The organism is Limnothrix sp. CMB-01, from assembly GCF_055193175.1.
In genome coordinates this window covers 2,153,022-2,176,610 of sequence record NZ_CM143720.1, presented here as the reverse complement: position 1 = coordinate 2,176,610, position 23,589 = coordinate 2,153,022, and the positions used below count along the sequence as shown (strand labels likewise).

At 55.8% G+C, this 23,589-nt stretch carries 20 protein-coding genes; 10 read left to right on the top strand and 10 right to left on the bottom strand.

Translation table 11 applies throughout. From position 1 onward, the window contains the following. Positions 1-19: 19 nt before the first annotated feature. The 6 genes from ACZA91_RS09200 to ACZA91_RS09175 all read right to left on the bottom strand — a co-directional run bounded on the left by ACZA91_RS09200 (position 20) and on the right by ACZA91_RS09175 (position 6,423). A complete protein-coding gene (locus ACZA91_RS09200; protein WP_463186237.1) occupies positions 20-2,542 on the bottom strand; it encodes a TonB-dependent siderophore receptor in 2,523 nt (840 codons plus the stop codon). Between the two features lie 166 nt (positions 2,543-2,708). Continuing rightward, a complete protein-coding gene (locus ACZA91_RS09195; RefSeq protein ID WP_463186235.1) occupies positions 2,709-4,109 on the bottom strand; it encodes an energy transducer TonB family protein in 1,401 nt (466 codons plus the stop codon). 50 nt (positions 4,110-4,159) lie between these two features. Further along, positions 4,160-4,576: an ExbD/TolR family protein gene (locus tag ACZA91_RS09190; protein WP_463186233.1), complete on the bottom strand. Its 417-nt coding sequence runs from the start codon at positions 4,574-4,576 to the stop codon at positions 4,160-4,162. Continuing rightward, positions 4,557-5,231, bottom strand: coding sequence for a MotA/TolQ/ExbB proton channel family protein (locus ACZA91_RS09185; RefSeq protein ID WP_463186231.1), 675 nt, complete (start codon positions 5,229-5,231; stop codon positions 4,557-4,559). Before ACZA91_RS09185 ends, ACZA91_RS09190 begins: the two co-directional genes overlap by 20 nt. A gap of 236 nt (positions 5,232-5,467) precedes the next feature. Continuing rightward, positions 5,468-5,590 (bottom strand): hypothetical protein, encoded by a 123-nt coding sequence (locus ACZA91_RS09180; RefSeq protein WP_463186229.1) that lies wholly within the window; start codon positions 5,588-5,590, stop codon positions 5,468-5,470. Between the two features lie 200 nt (positions 5,591-5,790). Next, complete coding sequence (locus tag ACZA91_RS09175; protein ID WP_463186227.1) at positions 5,791-6,423, bottom strand: helix-turn-helix transcriptional regulator; 633 nt, start codon at positions 6,421-6,423, stop codon at positions 5,791-5,793. A gap of 89 nt (positions 6,424-6,512) precedes the next feature. Here ACZA91_RS09175 and ACZA91_RS09170 point away from each other — a divergent pair, with 89 nt between their 5' ends. Next, complete coding sequence (locus ACZA91_RS09170; RefSeq protein ID WP_463186225.1) at positions 6,513-6,635, top strand: hypothetical protein; 123 nt, start codon at positions 6,513-6,515, stop codon at positions 6,633-6,635. A 25-nt stretch (positions 6,636-6,660) separates the two neighbouring features. Here ACZA91_RS09170 and ACZA91_RS09165 read toward each other — a convergent pair whose 3' ends face one another. Continuing rightward, positions 6,661-8,364: a glycosyltransferase family 61 protein gene (locus ACZA91_RS09165; RefSeq protein WP_463186223.1), complete on the bottom strand. Its 1,704-nt coding sequence runs from the start codon at positions 8,362-8,364 to the stop codon at positions 6,661-6,663. A gap of 813 nt (positions 8,365-9,177) precedes the next feature. On the opposite strand from ACZA91_RS09165, the gene ACZA91_RS09160 reads away from it, so the two are divergent. Together ACZA91_RS09160 and ACZA91_RS09155 are read left to right on the top strand one after the other, a co-directional pair. After that, positions 9,178-10,392, top strand: a complete 1,215-nt coding sequence (locus tag ACZA91_RS09160; RefSeq protein WP_463186221.1) for an ABC transporter substrate-binding protein — start codon at positions 9,178-9,180, stop codon at positions 10,390-10,392. A 97-nt stretch (positions 10,393-10,489) separates the two neighbouring features. Beyond that, positions 10,490-12,553 carry a sensor histidine kinase gene (locus ACZA91_RS09155; RefSeq protein WP_463186220.1) on the top strand — a complete coding sequence of 688 codons (2,064 nt, stop codon included), beginning with the start codon at positions 10,490-10,492 and terminating at the stop codon, positions 12,551-12,553. Between the two features lie 58 nt (positions 12,554-12,611). Here the strand turns inward: ACZA91_RS09155 and ACZA91_RS09150 are convergent, their stop codons facing one another. Continuing rightward, on the bottom strand, positions 12,612-12,791 hold the full coding sequence (locus ACZA91_RS09150; RefSeq protein WP_190355843.1) for a hypothetical protein: 180 nt from the start codon (positions 12,789-12,791) through the stop codon (positions 12,612-12,614). Positions 12,792-12,912: 121 nt separating this feature from the next. On the opposite strand from ACZA91_RS09150, the gene ACZA91_RS09145 reads away from it, so the two are divergent. From ACZA91_RS09145 to lptC, 4 genes are all read left to right on the top strand, one after another. Further along, on the top strand, positions 12,913-13,380 hold the full coding sequence (locus ACZA91_RS09145; RefSeq protein ID WP_099535313.1) for a hypothetical protein: 468 nt from the start codon (positions 12,913-12,915) through the stop codon (positions 13,378-13,380). Positions 13,381-13,683: 303 nt separating this feature from the next. Continuing rightward, positions 13,684-15,297: a methionine--tRNA ligase gene (gene metG / locus ACZA91_RS09140; protein ID WP_463186216.1), complete on the top strand. Its 1,614-nt coding sequence runs from the start codon at positions 13,684-13,686 to the stop codon at positions 15,295-15,297. A 205-nt stretch (positions 15,298-15,502) separates the two neighbouring features. After that, the gene (locus tag ACZA91_RS09135; protein ID WP_190533997.1) at positions 15,503-16,108 is read left to right on the top strand and encodes a LabA-like NYN domain-containing protein; all 606 of its coding nucleotides are present in this window, start codon (positions 15,503-15,505) and stop codon (positions 16,106-16,108) included. A gap of 279 nt (positions 16,109-16,387) precedes the next feature. Further along, positions 16,388-18,103: an LPS export ABC transporter periplasmic protein LptC gene (gene lptC, locus ACZA91_RS09130; RefSeq protein WP_158234545.1), complete on the top strand. Its 1,716-nt coding sequence runs from the start codon at positions 16,388-16,390 to the stop codon at positions 18,101-18,103. Positions 18,104-18,162: 59 nt separating this feature from the next. Here the strand turns inward: lptC and ACZA91_RS09125 are convergent, their stop codons facing one another. Together ACZA91_RS09125 and ACZA91_RS09120 are read right to left on the bottom strand one after the other, a co-directional pair. After that, positions 18,163-18,432 (bottom strand): hypothetical protein, encoded by a 270-nt coding sequence (locus ACZA91_RS09125; protein ID WP_190533992.1) that lies wholly within the window; start codon positions 18,430-18,432, stop codon positions 18,163-18,165. 208 nt (positions 18,433-18,640) lie between these two features. After that, complete coding sequence (locus ACZA91_RS09120; protein ID WP_099535303.1) at positions 18,641-19,804, bottom strand: pyridoxal phosphate-dependent aminotransferase; 1,164 nt, start codon at positions 19,802-19,804, stop codon at positions 18,641-18,643. 458 nt (positions 19,805-20,262) lie between these two features. Here ACZA91_RS09120 and ACZA91_RS09115 point away from each other — a divergent pair, with 458 nt between their 5' ends. From ACZA91_RS09115 to fmt, 3 genes are all read left to right on the top strand, one after another. Then, entirely contained in the window at positions 20,263-21,402 is a 1,140-nt protein-coding gene (locus ACZA91_RS09115; RefSeq protein WP_370567183.1) for a pentapeptide repeat-containing protein, read from the top strand. Positions 21,403-21,493: 91 nt separating this feature from the next. Next, positions 21,494-22,456 (top strand): OmpA family protein, encoded by a 963-nt coding sequence (locus tag ACZA91_RS09110; protein WP_463186210.1) that lies wholly within the window; start codon positions 21,494-21,496, stop codon positions 22,454-22,456. A gap of 94 nt (positions 22,457-22,550) precedes the next feature. Next, the gene (gene fmt / locus ACZA91_RS09105; protein ID WP_099535296.1) at positions 22,551-23,564 is read left to right on the top strand and encodes a methionyl-tRNA formyltransferase; all 1,014 of its coding nucleotides are present in this window, start codon (positions 22,551-22,553) and stop codon (positions 23,562-23,564) included. The last annotated feature ends 25 nt before the right edge of the window (positions 23,565-23,589 follow it).

Sequence of the window (23,589 nt, the reverse complement as noted above, 5' to 3'; positions counted from 1 at the left end):
GAATCATTTCCTACGAAATTTAGAACCGAATTGAAGCTGATCCTGTGACTGTGAAGGGTGAACCCACTTCAATACCACCCTCATTTCCAGTGGCTCCTTTGATGTAGTTTTCATCAGTGAAGTTGCGGAAATTCAAAGCAAAGCGATAGTTATCTCTCTGATAGAAAATTGCTGCATTGCCAATCAGGTAGTCACCCAGTCGATAGTCATTAGCTAAGTTTCCATAGCGATCGCTCGCATATTCAAAGCCCACCCCAAAGCCCAATCCTTTGAAGGAACCGGACTGAATTTCATAGCTTGTCCAGAGAGTAGCTTTATGTTTTGCCAGCCCAGCCGGTCGATTACCAATTAAGGACTCATCGGTATCTTCAGTAACTTCGCCATCGATGTAGGCATAGGAACCCAAAATTTTCCAACCGGGTAAGGGTTCCCCGATCAAATCCAGCTCGATTCCTCGGTTACGTTGCTCACCGGAAGCAACAGAAAAGAGGGGATTTTCGGGATCTGAAACCGCAACGTTTTGCTTGGCAATGTCGAAGTAAGTGAGGGTGGCAAGCAGGCGACGATCGAACAATTCGGCCTTCACACCCACTTCAAATCCTTCACCCTCTTCCGGGGGCAAAATTGCACCACTGGAACTGGTGGCCGTCGTGGGACGAAAGGATTGGGAATAGCTAGCAAAAAGGGCTAATTCGGGAATGGGCTGATATAAAATCCCGAGGCGGGGTGTCCAAGCATCCGCGTTAAAGCTGCTGCTTTCATCGGTCAATTTTTGATCGGTTTTGCTATCGATCGTGTCGTAGCGCAACCCGGTAATAATCATCAAGTTATCAGTTAGCTTGATCTGATCTTGCAGGTAAATTCCTAGGCGAGTGGTGGTTGTGACATCATCTTGAAAGGGCGGCAAATCCGAGTGATCGGGCTTGGGAACTCGCTCATATTCCGGATTAAAAATGTTGATTGTGCTCGGATTAGCCGTATCAAACAAAGTCTCGATCGCGAACTCGCTGTAGTTGAGATCGAGACCGATTGTTGCTTGGTGTTCTAGGGAACCAGTCTTGAAGTTTCCAATGACACTAGTTTGCGCGGTATAAGAGCGGTCATCCCCATCTTGATCAGCATAAAAGCGAGTGATCTCCGCATCATTCACGATGATCGGCAAGGCGATAACACTGTAGTCATAGGTGTAGTTGATGTAGCGGAAACCATTGCGAATTTTCCAATTGTCACTGAAGCGGTGCTCAAATTGATAACCGGTATTCAAGTATTCAGTAGTAATTGAATCATCAGGATTATTGATCACAAATTCCCGAGAAACGGGAGCAACACCATCCCCAAAGCGGCTAATGCCAAAGTCTGCTGGTCCTTTTTGGTGGATATATTCCAGGTTGAAAGACAAGTCAGTCTGATCGCTGATTCGCCAAGCTAAAACCGGCGCGATCGCAAAGCGGTTGATATCCGTATCAAAGTCCCGAAAGGGCGATTGATGTTGATAGAGAGCATTCAGTCGATAGCGCAGACTGCCATCACTGGTTAAGGGGCCGCTGAAATCAATGCGGGGGCGCACTAAAGCATCACTACCAGCCTGGAATTCTGCTTCATAAAAAGGTTGATCAAGCGGTTGCTTGGAAACCAGGTTAATGATGCCGCCCGGTTCAATTTGTCCATAGAGAATTGAAGATGGCCCCTTCAACACTTCAATTTGTTCCAGGTTGGCCACTTCCGGAATCGCTTGAAAGCCCCCATAAATGCGATATCCATCTCGCAACAACGGGGCCCCAGTGGAAAATTGATTGCCGAATCCGCGAATGCTGAAACTGGCTTCCCGGCTGCCATTACTGCCGGCAAAAGCCACGCCACTCACGTTGTTCAGCGCGTCTTCAATATTGATCACCTGCTGATCGCGGAGGACGGCTTGGGGAATTACCTGCACCGAGAAAGGCGTTTCCAGAATCGGGGTGGCTGTACCGGTGGCGCTGGAGGCATTGGGAACTCGGTAACTGGGCGATCGCTGCCCCGTCACCACCAATTCTTCTTCGGGCGCATTGGCATCCACGTTCAGGCTGTAGGCCAAATCACCCGTGGCCAAGGTCACGTCCTGGGTGGGCAAACCGTTGCGACCCGTCACCACCACTTGGATTCGATCGGGCGCAACCTGCCAAACCCGCACCGAGGCCACTTCAGCGGTGGGGTCAGCTTGGGTGAACTCCGCCCCCTCCGGTAGCGCCAAGCTGGCGTTGCTGATTTCGGCGATCAGTTGGTTGCCCTCGGCCCGGAACTGGTTCGCATCAATCAACAAGGACTGACCGGCCGGGGTTTCCAGAGCAATTTCCAGCTCGTCGGGTAGGGGCGTGACCACCACCCGGGTGACGGTGGCGGGGCGATCGGCTTGGGCCAGCCAGGATTCCACTGAAGTGGCAGGGGCGTTGACGCGGAAGCGATCGAGCGGCTCCAGCGGCACTGGTTCAGCCCCAGCGGGAGCAGCCAGCGCCCCGATCGCCACCAACAAAACCGACAGGGAGAGGGGAGATGCGGAGTTCATGGGGGTTTCCTAAAACAAACTCAAAACAGCAAGTTCAAAAACCAACATCAAAACGGGCAAACCCTTGAGCCAGCACGATCGCACCCGAATTCTGCCCAGCGCGATCTGAGAATCACGCCGAGGCAATGGTGGATTCGGGATAGGGCATCAGTGGTGTTCGATCGCGCTAGTCGGCGGGACTGCTGGCGGGGGCGGGTTCCGGAGCGCTGGGGGCCACGGGCGCGGGCGCGGGGGCCGCTTGGACGGGCGGGGGCGATCGGCGGGGCCGGGGCGATCGGCGGGGCCGGGGACTGCGCCGGACTGGGGCAACCGGGGCCTCGGCAGCGGGACTGCGGGCCGGTGGCTCCGCTGGGGCCACGGGCGATCGGGCAGGGGCGGGGGCCACCACTGCGGGGCGGGCCGGTTCCGGAGCTGCCGGCCGGCTGGGACTCGGATCGCTGGTGTTGCTGGGCGCAGTGGAGCGATTGGGGCGCGGTTCCCGATCAGCGGGAGCCGGGGCGGCAGGTGCGGCCGCTGGGGAAGAGGCCGCGGGTGTGGGGCTGGCCGGTTGTTCCGCCGTGCGTTCTGGGGCCCGTTCGGTGGGTCGCTCCGTGGGGCGATCGGCTGTGGGGGCAGGCTGTTCCGTGGGGCGATCGGCGGCCCGTTGCCGTTCCGCCTGTTCTGCGGCCTGGCGACGCTCGGTCTCTTCGCGACGACGGGCCTCGTTAGCCCGTTGGAACCGCGATCCCTCCTCCTCGTAGGTGACGCGCATGGGGCGGCGCAGGCCCCCTTCGGGCACGGTTTGCGGGTCAAAACGCCATTGCCGCATCGCTTCTAGGGTTTCGCGATCGACCGCCGGGTTGCCGCTGGATTGGCGCAACCGCACCTCCACGCTGCCATCGGGCCGAATCCGCAAATCCACACGGGGGCTGGCTTCCGTGCCCCGATAGCGCGGTAGGGGACAACTCACGCATTGGGGCTGGCCGGGCGATCGCGCGGGGGCGGGCGGCGGACTCGGGGGCGGGCTGGTCACGGGCGGCCCCTCCAGCGTGCCGGCCGGTTCCCCATCGCTCGATCCCGTGCCCTCGGGATCGCCATCCGGTGCGCCCGAGGTGAATCCGGTGGCTTGGCTGGCATTGCCGAACCCGTCCCCTGTGCCGTTGGGATCGCTAATCGGGCCGGTGCCCGTGGCCATGGCCGGCGCATCTCCTGTGGGGCTGGTGCCGGGGGCGATCGGGTCGCGATCGCCCGTGGGATTGGGGTTGCGAGTGGGCGCGTCTTCGCCCGCTTTCAAGGGAGCCTGACTCTGGGGAGCCAATGGAACCCGATCGCGCTGTGGATTGGTTACGGGGTCGGTTGGAGGGGGCGTGGCCAGGGGTTCCGACGGGCGATCGGGCGTGAGGTTGGAAATGGTCACTTCCATTTCGCTGTCGGTGGTCGCCGGGCGATCGCTCCACCAGTTGCGGACTTGCCACCCCCAGGCCAACCCATGCAGGGCGATCGACCCGCAAACGCTGCCAAACAGAAACCGTTTCAGCCACCGAGATTCCTTTTGGCGCTGCTGACCAATCAGTTGCGAGCTGTCCATAGGCGGATTTAAACCATCAAGCTATCGGGCAAAAACAGGTGAGCAATTCCTTAGGGCTGGGTGGGTTTTTGGGTGGCGATCGCCAGTTTGGCTCCCTCCACTTGGCGCACCCGATCCATCACCGCCACCACCCGATCGTGGGTCACAGAACCATCCGCATTCAGGACGATTGTTAAATCCTGTCCCGATTGTTGAAGCCCTCGAATGGCTGTGCTTAAAGACTCGATCGTCACGGGGGTTTTGTTCAGAAATAAACCGCCCTGTGGATCGAGGGTCACCGTGGCTCGAATCACCTTTTGGGGCTTGGCTGATTGGGCTTTCGGCAAATTCACCGCCAACCCTTCAAACCGCCCCAAAAAGAGCGTAGACATAATGAAAAAGGTCAAAATTGCGAAGATCACATCGATCATCGGCACAATTTCAATCCGAGGCGGCAAATCCGGTTCATCAATGGTTCGCCTGCGCATAGGTTGCTCCCTCCGTTGTTTTAATTCGCATCTTTTTCAAGTAACGCCGATGCCGCAATTCCAGTTCTGCTGAATATTCCTGAATTAGGGCAATTTGTCGGAGATAAAAGCCTCGGAACGTATTGGCAAAAAACAGCGTGAACAACGCCACCACCAAACCAAACGCCGTAGAAACCAAGGCTTCGCTAATTCCTGAGGTGACTGCGGTGGTTTTTGCACCGCCCACATCGCCCAAATTCAGGGAGCTAAAGGATTGAATCAAGCCCAACACCGTCCCCAACAATCCCAACAACGGCGACAGGGTGATGATCGTGTCAAAAATGTTGTTAAAGCGCTTTAAAACGGGAATTTCCGCTTGGGTTGCCCCATCGATCGCCAGGGCAATTTCATCGGGTTCCGCCTCATCTAAGGAAGCCGCTGCTAGGAAAATGCGCCCCAGGGGTAAATCCAAATTGCGCTTGAGTTTTTCCACCGCCAGCAGCGGATCAAATTCATAGAGATCCAGCACTTCCCGAATCGCTTTGGTTTGCCGACGATTCACCCGAAACCAAAACACCACACGCTCAATGATCAGAGCGATCGCCAACACCGAAAACAATGTGAGGGGAACCGCAACTGCTCCCGCCGCCACCAAAATTTCACCCAATTTTTGCATCGTTCCTTCACCCACCTGATTAACGAATCGCTTGCAAATTTTGCAAAAAATGCCAATAAATGCTCATTTAATGCTCATCAATGAATGGTTCATTTTTGATTTTCAAGGAGATTTTTCAAAAATTTATTCTGAGATGCTTGTCAAACCGAAACAGCAATGAAAACAAAGGGTTCAAGTTTCTTACTGGTTACGGCGGCTGGAGGCAAATGGATCAGGCTTGATGTTTCAGACGTTTTTTATTCTGAGCTGACGTTTCCACTGTTCAAGCGCCCTTGGTCATGGGTTTGCCAGTCATCAAATTTCAGTTCACGAGCCGCGCCAATTCCCTCGCGCCAGCCAGCGTGACGGTGGAGCGCCACCGCCGAACCTCTCAGTTGAGAACTACTTTCAATTAATGAGCGAGATGATCTTACGGTGTCATTTCCCGAAAATGGGGAACAAAAGTTTGCTGAAACGGAATTTTTCTTTGGCGAAACGGAATTTTTAGTGAAATTGGGGTCAAGGGGCGATCGCGCGGCAGTCCCTTGCTCGCCCCTTGACCCTCGGCCGGCCATCAGTTTCAGCCTTGTCGCTGGAACGATCGGGGACTGAGGCCAAATTTTCTGCGAAATGCCGTACTGAAAGCGCAAAGGTTGGTGTAGCCCACTCGCCGGGCCACTTCCGTCACAGACCACTGGCGATCGAGCAACCAACGGCGGGCTTGCTCCATTCGGTAATCGTGTAAATAGCCAAAGACGGTTTTGCCAAATACCTGCTTAAACTGCCGCTTCAGGGTGCAGTCATTTAGCCCCACTTGTCGCGCCAAATCCGTCAAGGACGGGGGAGTCTGGAACCGTTGCAGCAAAATATCCCGCGCTTGATAAATCCGATCGAGGTCAGATCCCTTCAGGGGCAGCGAGCGATCGGCGATGGGTCGATCGGCTCCCCCTTGGTCTTCCGCTTGAGCTAACCACAGGGTCAACAGTTCCACAAACTTACTTTCCAAATACATCTGCCTCATCGCGCCGTGGTGGGGGCAATGGAGCATCTGTTGCAGCACCACTTGCATCGCAGGCGTGATTAGGGTCAATGGATCGGTGGAATCGGGAGAATCTTGGAAATCGGGGGAATCTTGGGAATTGAAGGGGTGGGCCATCTGGCGGCTGGCTTGCCACAAGTCCCGCCAGTCACCGTCAGAGATGCCAGGAGCCATGTCAGATAAGTGATTTTTGGTGAAATTTAGGAATGGAATTATTAGGAATTGCTAGCAGTTTCAAAAGTTGGCATTTATTTTAAATGCAAATGACTTTCAAAAAGTGTCGCAGTCAACAACCGGATGCACCCGATCGGGGGGGGCAGGCTTGCGGAGGAAGGATGGGAAAGGCGGCAGAACGGCGGGAAATTGGGGCGATCGAGCAGTTCTAGGTTGGCGCTGGATTGGCGCTCTGGGTTAACCCTCGGTCAACAGGTGGTTGACGGCCGTTTGGAAGCGATCGAACGGAATCCAAATCCCATCAGCCCCGGGATCCGAGAAGCGATAGTTCAAAATCGCCTCCGGATCGGGATAGTGATCTAGGGGTTCACCCACCAGGTGATAGTGCGCTAGGCCAATCAGGTCGGCAATTTCCCAAAAATAGCTGGGCACATAGCGCGGTGAAAACAGTTCCAGGACGATCGTGCCCGGTTGGCAAAAAACCAGATTGGTGAGGCCAGCTCCGTGGGGCGCAATCACCACCTTGGCTTGGGCCAAAAGGGAAACCTGTTGGGCAAAGGACAGACTTTCCAGCAGCACGATTTTGAATCCATGCTGACGCACCAACCAATCACTGAGTTGGCGATCGTCCACGACACGGCGATATTTGGCCCAATCACGACTGATGTAGAGCCGATCGTGCGGGGCCATGGACTGGATAATGGCAGGTCGCAAAAACAGTTGCCGCAGGGTGTCGCAAATCCAAGGCGTGGCCCGATCGACCCGAGAGGGCACCACCAACCGATCGGCCACAATATGGCGATCGTCTGGATTGCTAATAATCAGCTTTTGGGGCGGAATGCCCAACAGTTCCAGGGTTTCCGTTTGGTAGCGATATTCCTGTTCATTTACCGCCACATAGTCAAACTGATCCAACGTCCAGCCCGCATCGGCCAACAGCCGCAACCGCGACAGGAGATTCAGCAACCAGTGACAAAACATTGACCCCCCGGCCACCGACAACAGGGCCACGGTTCCCGCCACCCGGCGCGGCGGCGGCAATTGCTCCGACAGGGCCACCAACTCCACACTCCCGAGGGAGAGTTCCTGAACCAATGCGCCCGTTTCGGTAAAAATGGCGCTGGTGTAATGATCCGTCCAGGCTCGGCCCTGGGGCAGGGTGACCACAAAGGTGGGATCAACTTCGTATTCAGTGGCGCAAAGGTCGGGATGGGGCGGCTCTCCGAGGGGCGATCGGGAGGCCCTGAGCTGCACCCGATCGGCCGGGTCGATCGGGCAATAGTCCAAGGTGGCGGCGGGCAATTCCTGGGGCACTTGCTGGCGATCGGCCAGCACCAGGGAGCGCGGAACCCACTTGCGCCCACAGGACAGGGCATCCTCAAAACGGCCAGCCCGTTGGAGCAACCGAAACAGGTGATCGTAGGGTCGGCGGTAGGTGGGGTTGCGATACAAGGCCTGAAGATAGGCGGCCAGGGCCCGATCGACCCGCTCCGGTTCCAAGGCTGGGTCGGGACAGTCTCGCCACCAATCGCCCAGGGCCGTCCAAGCCGTCAGGGAGTTGTGATCCAGGGCGATCGCCTCCTCCAAGGCCAGGCGGGCCCCCAACCAACAGTCCTGATCGCGCAGCCACAAGGCCAGTTGGTGATGGGCGTGGGCTTGCTGCTCGATCGCGCAGGTTGGCAGCAGATGATATTCCTGGTAGGCCAAGTCCGCGTCTTCCCAACCGGCACAAAGGGCCTGATGCAAAAACGCCCACAGGGCCGGCACTCGTCGCCCCAACATTGCCAGTGCTGCTCCCAGTTGGCCATAGCACACCGCTGCTTCTGGCCCGATCGGTTGCTGGCGCAGGGCCGATCGCAACTCAGCCACCCTGGCCAGGGCCGCTGGCTGCGGGTCAAGGTCAGCCGAAGACCAGGAAACTGGGAGTTGGGAAGGCGACAAGCTCAAAATCAAACCCGATACTGTTTTGCGAGTAAGCGCTCAAGAATACTAACAAACATACAAGTCGAGCTGGTCTTTCAACCAAGGCGCATCGACCAATACCCGCCGGGAGATCTCGCGAGCACCATTTTGGATCTCGATTCATGGAGCACCCATTCACTTTTTGGGGCTTGATGATTCGAGAGCCGCCGATCCTGACGATTTCACCTGTCCATCGAAAATCTCAGCCAACTTTTATCAGCTTGAAAAATTTCCTGATTTTAGCCCTGTATATTGCAAATTTACGACATTTCAGTCCATCTTCCAGCTCACAGGTCAGTATGGATACTAGGCCTGATATCGCACCCAATATCGCACCTGATATCCAACCTGTTGCTCATTGACTTTTTAATCATTTTCTGAGCACCTATTCAGATATAAGCTCTGAGACTCAAGAATGAACATCAACACCCGTCATTAGCATTCTGCGCCTGCCACGGTGATTAGCATTCCTTGACCCATCTTTGGGGAATTATTTGGGAAGTGACTAGGGAGCGTTGAGATCTCGCCTCGAATCATAGGGTTTGGAAAGCGATAATGGTTACGAGGCTAGACAACTTTGCCGGAGGATCAGTTTTCAGAGTGAAGTTAATGGGATTTTTAATCCTATTTCTCAGCCGCATCTCTGAGCCTTATTGCTCGGTCTCATTGCTTAACCCCATTGCTCAGTCCCATTGCTTAACCATAGTTCTTAGCAAGACTTCTGAGCCATTGGCCCCGATGGCTTGATTTGATCGCATCGTCTTTGCTTTCCCTTCAAATTTGTCCATTCCCATGGCCATTCCTGATTCTTGGACTCAACCATTAACCCGCCGTCAGTGGCTCCATTTAACTGGTTTACTCGCGACCTCCGCAGGATTAGCCAGTACTTTGGGTGGCTGTCAAACCGGATGGCTCGATCGGGCCTTGGGCACTCAAGAACCCCGCCTCAAAATTGGTTACTTACCCATCACCGACTCTTCCCCCCTGTTGGCAGCCCAGGAAAAAGGCTTTTATGCCTATGAGGATTTAGACGTTGCCCCCATTCAACGCTATCGATCGTGGGATGCGATCGCCCAAGCGTTTATGAGGCGAGAGGTCAACCTGATTCATATCCTGATGCCCACGGCCATTTGGATGCGTTATGGCTTGAAATTTCCCGCCAAAGTAATGGCTTGGAATCATACCAACGGTTCTGCAATCACGGTTTTGCCGGAAATCAATCGGGTTCAAGATTTAGCCGGGCGATCGCTCGCCATTCCCGCTTGGTATTCCTTGCACAATGTCATTTTGCAAATTTTGTTGCGAGATCACGGATTGCAGCCGGTTCATGGGACGGAGCCTCGCAAATTGGGCGATCGGGAAGTGGCGTTGCAAGTGTTGCCGCCACCGGACATGGTCGCAGCTCTCAAGGCTCAAAAAATCGCGGGCTATATCGTGGCAGAACCCCATAATGCAGCGGCGGAATTGACACAAACAGGCAAATTGCTACGTCTCACGGGAGATGTTTGGAAAGATCATGCTTGCTGTGTGGTGTTGATGCATGAAGCGGACGTTCGGCAATATCCCCAATGGACACAACGAGTGGTGAATGCGATTGCTCAAGCACAACAATGGTCTCAAATTAATCGATCTGAATTAGCCTATTTACTCTCTCAGGATGGGGGAAATTATATGCCCTATCCAGTGTCCGTTTTGGATCGTGTGCTGACCTATTCTGATTCAGAGTTTTATCGAATTCAAGGGGTCATTGAACATCCGGAATGGCGATCACAACGCATTGCGTTCCAGCCCTATCCTTTTCCGTCCTATACAACGGCCTTGGTGCGATCGCTGCAATCGACGCTGATCACAGGCGAAATTGAATTTCTGCGCAACCTCGATCCCCAAGCCATTGCGCAGGATTTGGTAGATGAGCGCTTTGTCCGACAGGCGATCGAGCAGGTGGGCGGGCCCCAATCCTTTGGCTTGGCCCTTGACCTTAACCGACAAGAACTCATTCAGGTCTAAGGCTTCTCAGTTCAAGACCATTGCCCTTAAACCTTGACCATCATTCACCCAATTCAGACCGGGTTCAAGGGATTTTTCCCTTTTTCATCACATCACTATGAAAGCAACCTTTTTCCGCCGTTTCTTTGCTCGTGAATATTCCCTGGCAATGTTAATGCGGGTGGGATTGGTGACCTTGGTGATCGGTAATGTGGTTTTAATTGGGGGTGCTCTTATTGGTTTGAGCTACCAGTCTTATATTGATCGCACTTTACAGCTTCAGCAAATTCGATCCCAATCAATCGTCAGTCGCATTGAGACCTATTTGGACGATATGCAACTCCATTTGAGCTATTTAACCAAGGTGCGTGGATTCAGCGAGCTACATCCTTGGGAACATCGCAATATGCTCGAAGGGTTGGTACGCGACAACCACAATTACGAGTCTGTTGCCTTGTTCGATCGCCAGGGCAAACTATTAACCACCATTGCCCCCTACGTGCGTGATGAAGCGGCGGCTATTGCCCTCACTCGTCCCTATTATTCCGTGGTGCAACGGGTGTTTCAATATCAATCTCGACAGATTACCCAAGTGGAACTGAATCCTAGGACACAAGTTCCCGCAATCACCATCGCCATTCCCGTGCATAACCAGCAAGATCAATTGGATGGGGTACTGGTGGCTCAAGTTAATTTAGAATTTCTTGATTTTATTGTTGCCCATAATCGAGTCGGCCAAACAGGCTATACCTACATTCTGGATCGACGAGGGATGTTAATTGCCAGAACTCGATCGCCCAACGAAGCCTATCAGCGTTTTCAGTTGCAAAAAGCGCCCGCCAATGTCACGCAATATGCCACGGAAAAACGAACCAATTCCAACCGAGTTCGCTCCTATCAAGGTCTAGCGAATGTACCAGTGCTTGGGGTCACAGATTATATGTCCAGTATCCAATGGTATGTGGTGGTGGAGCTGCCTTTGCAGGAAGTTTATGCCCCCGTCAGACAGTGGGGCTTGGTGTTGTTGGGGGCGCTATTGATTTCAATGATAATCTCGACCGCGATCGCGATGTTAGTCACGCGATCGCTCATTCAGCCCTTGACCTTATTAACGGTGGCCGCCAAAAAAATTCGAGAAGGCAACTATCACACTAAGGTTAAAGTTTCGCAACACAATGAGTTGGGAGCCTTGGCCGCTACGTTCAATAGCATGACAGCGGAAATTCAAACGGTCGTGGCTGACTTGGGCCAGAAAAATGATGATTTGGAAGCAACCCTGCTGGAACTCAAGCAAACCCAAAGCCAGTTAGTTCAGAGTGAAAAAATGTCAGGTTTAGGGCAATTGGTAGCAGGGATCGCCCATGAAATTAATAATCCTGTGAATTTCATTCACGGTAATTTGGTTCACGCCAAGCTCTACATGAATCAACTGTTGACTGTGATGGCTGCCTACCGCGATCGGGATGATCAGCCTTTGCAAGTGGAATCCGAAAGCGGCCCTATTGATGATGAAGAGTTGGACTTTATCATCGAAGACTTTTCCCAACTGCTGAGTTCCATGGAAGTGGGAGCATCACGCATTCGTAAAATTGTGATTTCTCTCAGAAATTTTGCACGGCTGGATGAAGCGGATTATAAACAGGCCGATCTCCATGAAGGAATTGATAATACCTTGGTGATTTTGGGCAGTCGCTTGAAGTCGGGTAAGGGGAGATCGGAAATTGTGGTGAAAAAGCACTATAGCGATCTACCTTTGGTCACCTGCTATCCGGGGCAATTAAACCAAGCGATCATGAATTTGCTCTCGAACGCGATCGATGCGTTAGAGGAATTGATGCTGGCTCCCCAGGAGCCGCGGATCCCTACCATCGAGATTTTCACGGCAACCACGCTCGATCGATGGGTCAAAATCCAAATTCAAGATAATGCCTTGGGCATTCCAGATAGCTTGCTTCAGCGCATTTTTGACCCCTTTTTCACCACCAAAGATGTGGGGAAAGGAACCGGTTTAGGCCTATCCATCAGCTACAAAATTGTGCAGGAAAAGCATGGTGGTCGCCTCAGTTGCCAATCGCAGCCGGGCCAGGGCACCACTTTCACGATCGAAATCCCAATTGATGGGCAGTTGCCTCTTGATGCCAAACTGCCATTGGCGTTCGTCGCCGCGATCGAACCCCGTTAGGACTGCTAGGACTGTGCGACTTTAAAAGCACCCAATTCTCGACACCCAATCTTCAACACTAATCCTCGCTCAGACACCAAACCAAAAAAGCCAATCCCCCAACGGCCGCCAACCAACCGGGCAACGGCAACACCCAACCCACCCAGCCGCGCACAACGGCCACAAAAGCCCCCACCACAGTCCAGTCCAAAAACAGCAGCAGGGCCACCGCCCCGATCGCCCCCAAAATTAACGGCATCTTTATCTCCGTGGAACTGCCACAGTCGGATCAAAAATAGGTCGAAACGGCGGGCCAAGGTCGCACCGCTGAGAATAGGTTGAATAGTACCCATTCAGCTTGCGATTGGAGACCTTGAACCGTGAAACCTGCCCTGATTTTGACCTTAGGTTGTGCCATGGTGAGCTGCTGGGCCACCCGCGCGATCGCCCAGACTTCCATTGATGGGGACTTGACCCTTTCCAACGGCAACCCCAAAGGTTCCCTCACCGGCACGGCGATCGGCTCCCATGACTTGCCCTCCACTGTTCTGGGGCGATCGACCGACCAGGCGGGCCACGATTGCCTTGGCTTCAGCTCCCTGAGTCCCAATCACCGCCTGACCCTGCAAACCCCGATCGCCAACTTGACCCTCAGCGTCAACAGCGGCCAAGACGACACCACCTTGGCCGTGCGCGGCCCCAATGGGCTGCTCCTGTGTGGCGATGACACCGTGGGCACGGCTTCCGCCCAAGTGACCGCCCCCCAGTGGCCGGCTGGCACCTACGAGGTTTGGGTTGGAACCTTCAAACCCGGGATGCGCAGCCCCTACCGGTTAACGGCAGAGTGAGTGCATTTTTAGGGCATCTCTGGGGCATTTCTGGGGCATCTTCCGCGCAAATCTGCACAAATCTATGGAAACCCCGATCGTTCTCTCCGCTTTTCCCCCTCATCGCCTAGGGTAAAACTGGCCCCAGTCCCCCGGTTTGGTTAACTTGAAGCCCAAAATTGGATCCCAAATTCCTGCAATCCTCCCAGACTCCCACCCCGTACTCCATAGACGGCAAGCTCGGTTCGGCCGTATTCTAAGAAGCTGTGAAAAAATACTCAGTTTTTCCGCTTAACAAATCCCCCTAATCTCGTCTGTCGATCCATGGTTGTCACCGAAGATTTGACCAGTTCCCCGCCTCCCCCGCAACCGTCCCCCTTCACGATCACAACCCCCCTCTATTACGTCAACGCATTACCCCACATCGGTAGTGCCTACACCACGATGGCGGTGGATGCGGTGGGCCGTTTTTATCGGTTACAGGGGCACCCGGTGCTAATGATTACCGGCACCGATGAGCATGGCCAAAAAATCGAACGGACAGCCCAGGAACGCAACAAAAACCCTCAGGAACACTGTGATGAAATTGTCCAGGGTTTCGCCGATCTCTGGCAAAAGCTGAATATCCGTTACGATCGCTTCATTCGGACAACGGACGAGCGGCATCGCGCCATTGTGGTGGAATTTTTTGAGCGCGTTTGGGCTGCGGGGGACATTTATTCTGGAAAGCAACAGGGGTGGTACTGCGTTTCCTGCGAAGAGTTTAAGGAAGAGCGGGAGCTAACGGAGGATCATCATTGCCTGGTGCATCCCAACAAGCAGGCTGAGTGGCGCGATGAGGAAAATTATTTTTTCCGGCTCTCCAAATATCAGACAGCGCTGCAGCAATTTTATGGAGACCATCCGGAGTTTATTCAACCGGAAAGTCGCCGCAATGAGGTGTTGGCATTTGTGGAGCGGGGGCTGCAAGATTTCTCCATTTCACGGGTCAATATTGACTGGGGATTCGCGCTGCCCAATGATCCCAAGCACACGCTTTATGTCTGGTTTGATGCGCTGTTGGGCTACGTGACGGCACTGTTAGAACCCAGTGAAGCCCCGACGCTGGAGAATGCCCTGAAGCATTGGTGGCCGATCAGTACCCACGTGATTGGTAAGGATATCCTGAGGTTTCATGCCATTTATTGGCCAGCAATGTTAATGTCGGCTGGGTTACCGATTCCCCAACGGTTGTTTGGTCATGGCTTCTTAACGAAAGATGGCCAAAAGATGGGCAAAACGCTGGGGAATACGATCGATCCGGTGGCGTTGATCGATCGTTATGGTAGCGATGCGGTTCGTTACTACTTTCTCAAGGAAATTGAGTTTGGCCGCGATGGGGACTTCAATGAAACGCGGTTTATTAATATCGTGAATGCGGACTTGGCGAATGATTTGGGAAATTTGCTGAACCGAACCCTCAAGATGGCCCACAAGTATTGCGAGGGTCGGGTGCCGTCGGTGACGGTGGCGGAAACGGATCCGTTGCGCCAATTGGGCACGACGTTGGGCGATCGCGCGGGGCGGGCCTATCGGGCCATGGCGCTGCACGAGGCCTGTCAGTCGGTGCTGATGTTGGCTCAAACGGGCAACAAGTACTTAGACGAGCAGGCTCCCTGGACCAAGTTCAAACAGGGCGATCGGGCGGCTGTGGAAGCAATCCTGTATGCGGTGTTGGAGTCGGTGCGGTTGGCGGCCTATTGGCTGTCCCCGATCGTGCCTCAACTGAGCAGCCGGATTTATGGCCAATTGGGGTTTGCGGTGGATTTCGATCGCGTGGATGCGGATCCGTCCCTGCGGGAGCAATTAGGGGGGCATGGCCATTGGGGTGGCCTACCGACAGGGCAAGGGCTGGCGGAACCGCAACCCGTGTTCCAAAAGCTGGAAATGCCGCAGTAACTTGCGAGCACCGATTGCACTGGAATTGACCACCGGAGCGATCGGGTTATCGTGAAGGGAGTTGCTAGAACTCTCCTGAAAAGTCCCGAGCTTTTGATGATCTTTTTCTTTCTTTTTGCTCTTTAAGAACCTTTGAAACCTTTTTCGATGGGCTGGCGATCGAGCGGGTTCCATCTCCTTCTTTAAACGACGAGGCATAACAATCATGAATAGCAACATGGAGCGAGATCCGATCTTTACGCCAGAGCAAGTTCTGGAAAATCGAGGGCGGGTGGCCATCTTTATTGATGGCTCGAATTTGTTCTATGCGGCGCTGCAATTGGGCATTGAAATCGACTACACCAAACTGCTGTGCCGCCTGACTGCCGGATCGCGGCTGTTGCGATCGTTCTTTTACACCGGGGTCGATCGCACCAATGAAAAGCAACAGGGCTTTTTGTTGTGGATGCGGCGCAATGGTTATCGGGTGGTGGCCAAGGACTTGGTGCAACTCCCCGATGGGTCTAAAAAGGCCAACCTCGATGTGGAAATCGCCGTGGACATGATGGCGCTGGTGGGTTCCTATGACACGGCCATTTTGGTCAGTGGCGATGGGGATTTAGCCTATGCGGTGGATGCGGTTAGCTATCGCGGGGCCCGGGTGGAAGTGGTCAGCTTGCGATCGATGACCAGCGACAATTTAATCAACGTGGCCGATCGCTATATTGATTTGGATGCCATCAAGGACGACATCAAAAAAAGCCCCCGCCAAGGCTACACCTACCATCCCTTACCCCATGCGGATGAAGAGCGCTTAGAGAGAGAGAGCTAAGCTTGCGCCCCATTGCAACCCTCAGTTGCGATGCGCATGGCAGCCCGCTGGGGCCCAACCCCGCAAGAAACTGACCTTGGCAATCCCGTCCCTGCCCGTTCGCCTTTAGAATTGCGGTTGACGATCGCGGTTTTTCGATCCCCAGCGATCGCCCATGGGCTAGCCCCCTCGGCCACGATCGAGCCGAATTCAACCCCAACGAATTCAGCCGGATCCAACCCAGAATCCAACCTAGGGGCCAACCCAAGATCAGACTCAGGATCAACCGCTGCTGCACCTATGAGCTTTCCAACTCGCGCTATTCGGGGACTGGTCGCCCTTGCACTGATTGCCGGCCTGAGTACGGCCTGTGGCAATCGCAACCGAGGGGAGGAACGAATTGCCGCCGACACGAAGGCCGCAGAGGATTTCCAAGGAGACTTGGTGTTTGACAACTTGACCCTGAACCGAGCAGACAAGCAGGGGCAGGTGTTGTGGGAAGTGCGGGCCAACCAGGCACGCTATTCTCGCGATCGCAAGCTGGCCAAATTGTCAGACGTGAAGGGCAAGCTGTTCCAGGATGGCAAGGTGGTCTATGAGATCACGGCCAAACAGGGGGAAGTGGAACAAAACGGGCAAGTTTTGAAGGTTTCCGGCAACTTACGCGCCAAGGATTTGCGGGAAAAGATGGAATTCCAAGGCGGTTCTGCCACTTGGGAACCCGCGAAGTTCCAACTGCAAATGAAGGGCGGAGTAACGCTGAATCATCCCCAAGCCAAGATCCAATCCCAGGAGGCGGTGGCGTTTAGTCGCGATCGCCGGGTGGAGATGGTGCAGGCGGTGAAGCTGGTCTCTAAGGATCGCCAGATGAAGTTGGACAGCGATCGGCTGATTTGGCAAATGAAGGCCGATGAGCTACAGGCGATCGGGAAGGTGGTGGCCACCGGCAGCAAGCCCGAGATGAAGCTGACGACCGATCGACTGGTTTGGCAACGCAAAAAACAAGTCAGCGAGGCGATCGGGAATGTGGTCGCCGTCCAGAACAAGGGAGCCAACCGGCTGACGGCCGATCGGGTGTTGTGGCAAATGAAAGACCAAGTGGCCCAGGCAGAGGGCAAGGCCGTTGCCACCGGCCAAAACCCACCGATGCAACTGCGGGCCGATCGAATCATTTGGCAAATGAAAGACCAAGTGGCCCAGGCGATCGGCAACGTGGTGGGGGTGCGCCAGGATCCCGCCGTGCGGGTGCAATCCCAGCGGGTGGTGTGGCAACAGAAACCGCAACTGGTCAGCAGCGACACCCGCACCATCATCGAGCGGTTTAACTGTGCGGGCGGTCGCTGTGTCATTTCCGATCGGGCCGTGGGCAACTTGGTAGATGTGAGCTTGAAGGATCGCGTTGCCTTTTTGCGTAACCAAGCCCAAGTCAGCACCGGAAATCCTGGGGTAGACGTGGCCAGCGATTCCCTGATTTGGCAATTCCAAGCCCAGTCCCTGACGGCCGATCGCCCCGTGACGGTCTACGAACGACAACAGCAGGTGGTGTTAAACGCCGATCGGGGATTCATGGATCTCAAAAACCAAAATGCCGAAATGTTGGGCAATGTGCGCGGTGTGTCCCGCCTCCGCAGCGCCAACCTCAGCAGCGATCGGCTGATTTGGTCCATGCGCGATCAGCAGCTCCAAGCCTTTGGCAATGTGTTTTATCAACAGGCCAACCCCTTCCTCATTTCCCGGGGTAACTATGGCGTGGGTTCCATGAAAGACGGCGCAATCTTCCTGCAATCCGGGGGCAACAGCCGCGCCCGATCGACCTTCTTCCCGGAAAATCTCCAGGCCGCCGCTTCCCCTGCACCCGCGCCCAGTCCCGTCGTTGGTGCGCCCGCGCCGGGGCCCGCTGCCACGCCCGTGGGCCCGCCCCCCATCCCCAGCACCTTGCCGCCTATTCCGCCGGCCCTGTTGGGGACAGAAACCGGCATTTTTGAAGATCCATTCTCGAACCTGTTTGGCCCTTAGGATCGATCCGCAGAATCCACGATCCTGGGTTCGATCGCCCGTTCAGGATCTACAAAATCTCAGGCGGGCCCATCCTCAGCCCGATCGCCCGATCGATCCACCAGCTCCCGCAACCTACCCAGCTCCCGCAACAGCACCGTCGTCGTCAACTGCTGTTGCGCCAAGCTCAACATCACAAAACCGGCAAATAAACCGATATAGAAGTTCTGAGAACTCAACTCAACACCCATCCCCATCGATAGGGCCAGCAGCAGTCCGATAGCAAACTCCCGCCGGTCTTTAGGGGTCGCCAACTGCCAAATTTGCAAAGGATTGGTGGTGCGGTTCATAGCTGTGTGGAAACTGAATGGTGTTCGGAAACTGAACTGTTGATTAATCCTGAAACGGTGAATCACGCGATCAACCCATCTCAAGCAACCGTCAAACATCCAGCAGCCCAGACAGCCAGACACTCAGCCGTTGATTCACCCTGGCGCTGAATCCCCCAATCAAGCCTTGACCGAAGATTCAGCGCCCTGATTGAACGCTGATGGCCGCCTACTGCAAAGAAGCCACAAACTTATCCAGTCGATCCATGCCCCGCAAAATCGTATCCAGATCCGTGGCATAGGACAGGCGGAAGTTGGCATCTGAGCCAAAGGGCAAGCCGGGAATCGTGGCCACTTGGAACTCCTCCAGGAGGCGCTGGCAAAACTCGATCGACCCGAGGCCCAACTGCGCAATATTCGGGAACAGATAAAACGCACCTTCCGGCTCTGAGCAGGTGATCCCCGGCAAGGCCCGAATCCGTTCCAACATCACCGATCGCCGTTTCGTGAAGGCCGCCAACATTTCCGCCACACAGTCTTGGGACTCTTCCAGGGCCGCCACTGCCCCAAACTGGGCGAAGGTACAAACATTGGAAGTGGCATGGCCCTGAATGGTGGCCACGGCGTTAATGAGGGCATGGGGCCCCGCCAGGTAGCCCACCCGCCAGCCGGTCATGGAATAGGCTTTGGCGAACCCGTTACAAACCAGGGTGCGATCGAACATGCCCTCCACGGCCGCAATGCTCAGGTGCTCGGCCCCGTCGTAGAGAATTTTTTCGTAAATTTCATCGGACACCACCGCAATGTCCGCTTCGATCACCACCTGGGCAATCGCCCGAATTTCGTCGGGGCTGTAAACCTTGCCCGTGGGGTTTGATGGCGAATTCATCACCAGCAGCTTGGTGCGCGGCGTAATCACCGATCGCAACTGTTCCGGCGTAATCTTGTAGCCCGTCTCCTCGGTGGTGGGCACAATCACCGGCTTGCCCCCCGCCAGCACCACCATTTCCGGATAGCTGAGCCAGTAGGGCGCGGGAATAATCACCTCATCGCCCGCCTCAATCATCGCCATCATCAAACCGTAGAGGGCATGTTTGCCCCCGTTGGTGACAATCACCTGCTCCGGTTCATAGGGCAATCGGTTATCACGGTTCAGCTTCTGGGCGATCGCCTGGCGCAGGGCCGGTTCCCCAGCCGCCGGGCCATAGCGAGTTTTGCCTTCATCCAAAGCCTTTTGGGCTGCCGCCACCACATGGGCCGGAGTGGGGAAGTCTGGCTCCCCGGCGCTGAAGCTACAGACATCCAGGCCGCTCGCTTTCATGGCCTTCGCCTTGGCAGTGATGGCGAGCGTGATGGAGGGGGTGACTTGTCCGACCCGCGCCGCTAGTTTCATGTTTCTCGGAAGTTCACATTAGGGATGACTGCCAGATCAGGCGTTGCCAAGGTTGCCGGTCGGCAGCGCTACAAGCTCGTGGCTGGCGTTAATGGTCTAGTCTCTCAGGGAACTGTAGCCTGCGTCAAAATCAATTGCTACCGTTTTAAAGAAGTTTTGGGGCCATGATTGGCCCTTGGCATTTTGGAAATTGCAGAGTTCAGCCAACATGGAAAATGTTTGAGCGTATTCCATGCGCTCTTATCGCTCGTACCAAGCTTGCGTCCGTAACTCTTGCTCAGGCGTTGGATAGAAACAATACCAATCAGCCTTTTCAGGCTTTTCAGCCATGACCTTACATTTCAATCCTTACATTTCAATCGATATATCGATATAGCGTAGGATGTCGAGCAAGGAGCCGTGGCATGAGCTTATCTGTTGAAAAATCGGAGGGGGGAATTGGGACGGGTGGTCGATCGATGCTGGTCGATCGCATTGCCTCACCCCTATCCCGCACCCTGACCACGGTGGTTGTTCCCACCACGATCGCCCTGTTAGCCATGGGGCTAATTTCCGGCAATCTCTGGCTGGGGTTAATGGGTGGCTTGGGAGCCTTGGGCACGGGTCTGTGGTTGCTCACGCCGTTTCGCAGCCAGCTCTGGACTCAACTGATCCCCGTCTCCTGGCGCGTGCCGATCGCGGGGGCCTTGGGGTCGATCATTGGGGTCTTTGGGTTGCTGCTGTTGTGGGGCACGGAGCGATCGCAAGGGGAACAGGGAACCCGCCTCAGCATCAATTGGGATGCGGTGGGAGCCATCAGTGAAGCCCTGGGAGCCTTGGGCCAAATTGCGATCGCCGTGTTGGCGGTCTATGTGGCCTGGCAACAATACGTGCTCTCGCGGGATTTAACCATTCAGCAAAACCGGATTACCCAACAGCAAACCATCGATGCCTATTTCCAAGGCGTATCCGACTTGGCCTTGGATGAGCAGGGTTTTTTGGAAGATTGGCCCCAAGAACGGGCGATCGCGGAAGGCCGCACTGCCGCCATCCTGGGCAGTGTGGATGCGGAGGGCAAGGCCAAAATTGTGCGCTTTTTGTCCCAAGCCAAGCTGGTTACGCCCCTCAAGCGCGATCGCCTGCTGGGTCGGCCCATCTTGGACGGTTCCGGCGGCTATGAAGAAGATCGGGCCCGGGGCGTGCGGGTCATTGACCTGGGCGTGATGTTGGCGGGGGCCGACCTTCAGGGCACGGATCTGCGCTGGGTTGACCTGGGGGAAACGAACCTGGTGCGAGCCGACCTCAGCGGTTGTAACTTAACCCGAGCCAACCTCAGCCGTACGATTCTATTTGAGGCCAATTTGCGGGGAGCCGACTTGAAGGGAGTCAGGCTGTTTTATGGCAATTTGGAAACCACCACGCCCCGATCGCGCGAGGACGACGAAGCCAACTACCAAACCGGCGAAGGCACAGGAGCCGTGATTGAAAATGCCGACTTGAGCGGCGTGGTTGATCTTTCCGAGGCCGATCGGGTCTATTGCTGCATGTGGGGCGGGGAACGCACACGCGGCACAATTCCCGGCGGCTGCGAAGGGATTGAAAACAAGCTCGGGCGCTAGGCCCAGCAAAGAACCAGCCTAGAATGGAAACAGTCCCGTCTGGTCCATCTCCCGGTCAACCTCAAGGTCAAGCCATAGGATGTTTTGAGTTTTGCAATCGCCGTTTGAACTACCGCCCACCCCAGATCCCCAACCCAATCGGAACCGATCGCGCCGGCCCGGCCGTCCTCCGGCTCGATCGCGCCGGCCGGGCCCTTGGGGTTGGCTTATCGCCCTGTTGCGGCTGGCCCTGCTGTTGGGACTGGGGATTGCAGGGGTTTTGGGCGGGGTAGCTGCCGCTCGCTGGGTTCCGGGAACGATCACCAGCACCCCACCGCTGGAATTGGCCCTGCGCCAGTTGGATCAATGGTTAACCCGTTGGCCCCGATCGCCCGGCCCGCTCACCTTACCCACAGTCCCCATTCCCAGCCCCAGTCCAACCCTGAGTGCATCGCCGGTTCCAACCACCCCCCTCAGCCCCGATCGACGCAAGGCCCTGCAAACCCAACTGCAAGCCCTCGAAGCGGATCTGAACGCCCTGATTGGGGAGGCCACGGCCATTGAAGGGGAGTTGGGCAATCGCAATCCCACGGGGCCGATCGAGCAACGGGTGCAGGCGATCGCCCAAGCCCTGAACAGCACGGGAGCCAATTCCCGCAGCCCGTCATCTCCTACCCAGAGCGTCCCGACCCAAACCACCCCCACCCAAACCGCCGGCCGCCTCACCATCGCTCTCCCGACGGATCTGTTGTTTCAGGACAATCACAGCAACCTGCAACCGGCGGCCGGAGCCATTCTGGATACCATTGCCGCCGACTTGCAAAACTACCCAGGCGCAACTGTGCGCATTGCCGGCCACAGCGACGCGATCGGGGATCCGGTGGCCAACCGAGAATTAACCCTGCGCCGGGCCAAGGCCGTGGGTCAATACCTGGCCGATCGGCTCACGGGCCCCTACCGTTGGGTTACGGCCGGCTTCGGGGCCAGCCGGCCCCTCACGCCTGACCCGGATCCCGCCAGCCAGCAACGCAATCGACGAATTGAAATTGTGATTGAACCGTTGCTGAACCCCTGATCGGCACCCCTGATCGGCCCGCTGGTCACGGTGTTTGGCTTGCGTTGGGTTCAGTCTCGATCGCCCCTCCGACCGTTTTGTTTTTCCTATCACCATGCGGCTTGTCTTTTTCGGTACTCCCACCTTTGCGGTTCCCAGTTTGCAGCGCCTGATCAACGAGCCAGATTTTGAAGTCTTGGCCGTGGTGACCCAACCCGATCGACGGCGGGGACGGGGCAGCGACCTGATTCCTTCCCCGGTGAAGCAACTGGCCCTGGCGGCGGGCATCCCGGTTTGGCAGCCCGATCGAGTCAAAAAAGATCCCGAAACCCTCGATCGCCTGCGTGCCACCCAAGCCGATGCCTTTGTGGTGGTGGCCTATGGACAACTGCTGTCGGCGGAAATGTTGGCCATGCCCCGGTTGGGTTGCATCAATGGCCATGGCTCCATCCTGCCGGCCTATCGCGGCGCGGCCCCGATTCAGCGGTGCTTGCAAGCGGGCGATCGCCTCACGGGCATTGTCACCATGCTGATGGATGAAGGGATGGACACGGGCCCGATGTTGCTGCGGGGCGACACCCCGATCGACCTCCTCGACAATGCCCAAAGCTTGGCGGAACGGTTGGCAGCGATCGCGGCGGATCTGTTGCCCCCCACCCTGCACGGATTAGCCGATGGGTCGCTGCAACCCCAAGCCCAACCGGCCGGAGCCACCCACGCCCCACCAATCAAAAAAGAGGAATGGGCGATCGACTGGTCGCACTCGGCCTTGGCCATCCATAACCAAGTGCGGGCCATGATCCCCAACGGCCACAGCCAGTTGCGCGGCAACGGCCTGAAGCTATTGGAAACGGCCCCTTTGGGTGCAGCATTTTGGTCTCAATTACCCGAGAGTTTTGGTTCCCTCGCCGCCCAATGGGAGAATTTACAGGCCCAGTGGCAGGCGATCGCGGGGCCACCCGGAACGATCGTTGGCATTCTCAAGGGATGGGGGCCCGTGGTGCGGACTGGGCAAGATTACTTGCTGTTGCGCCAATTGGTGCCTGCGGGCAAACGGCCGCAAGCTGGCTGGGACTTTGCCAACGGCCTGCACCTGCAACCTGGCGAATGTTTAGGCCCCGATGCTTGAGTTTGGGTGCGATCGATCAATCGCC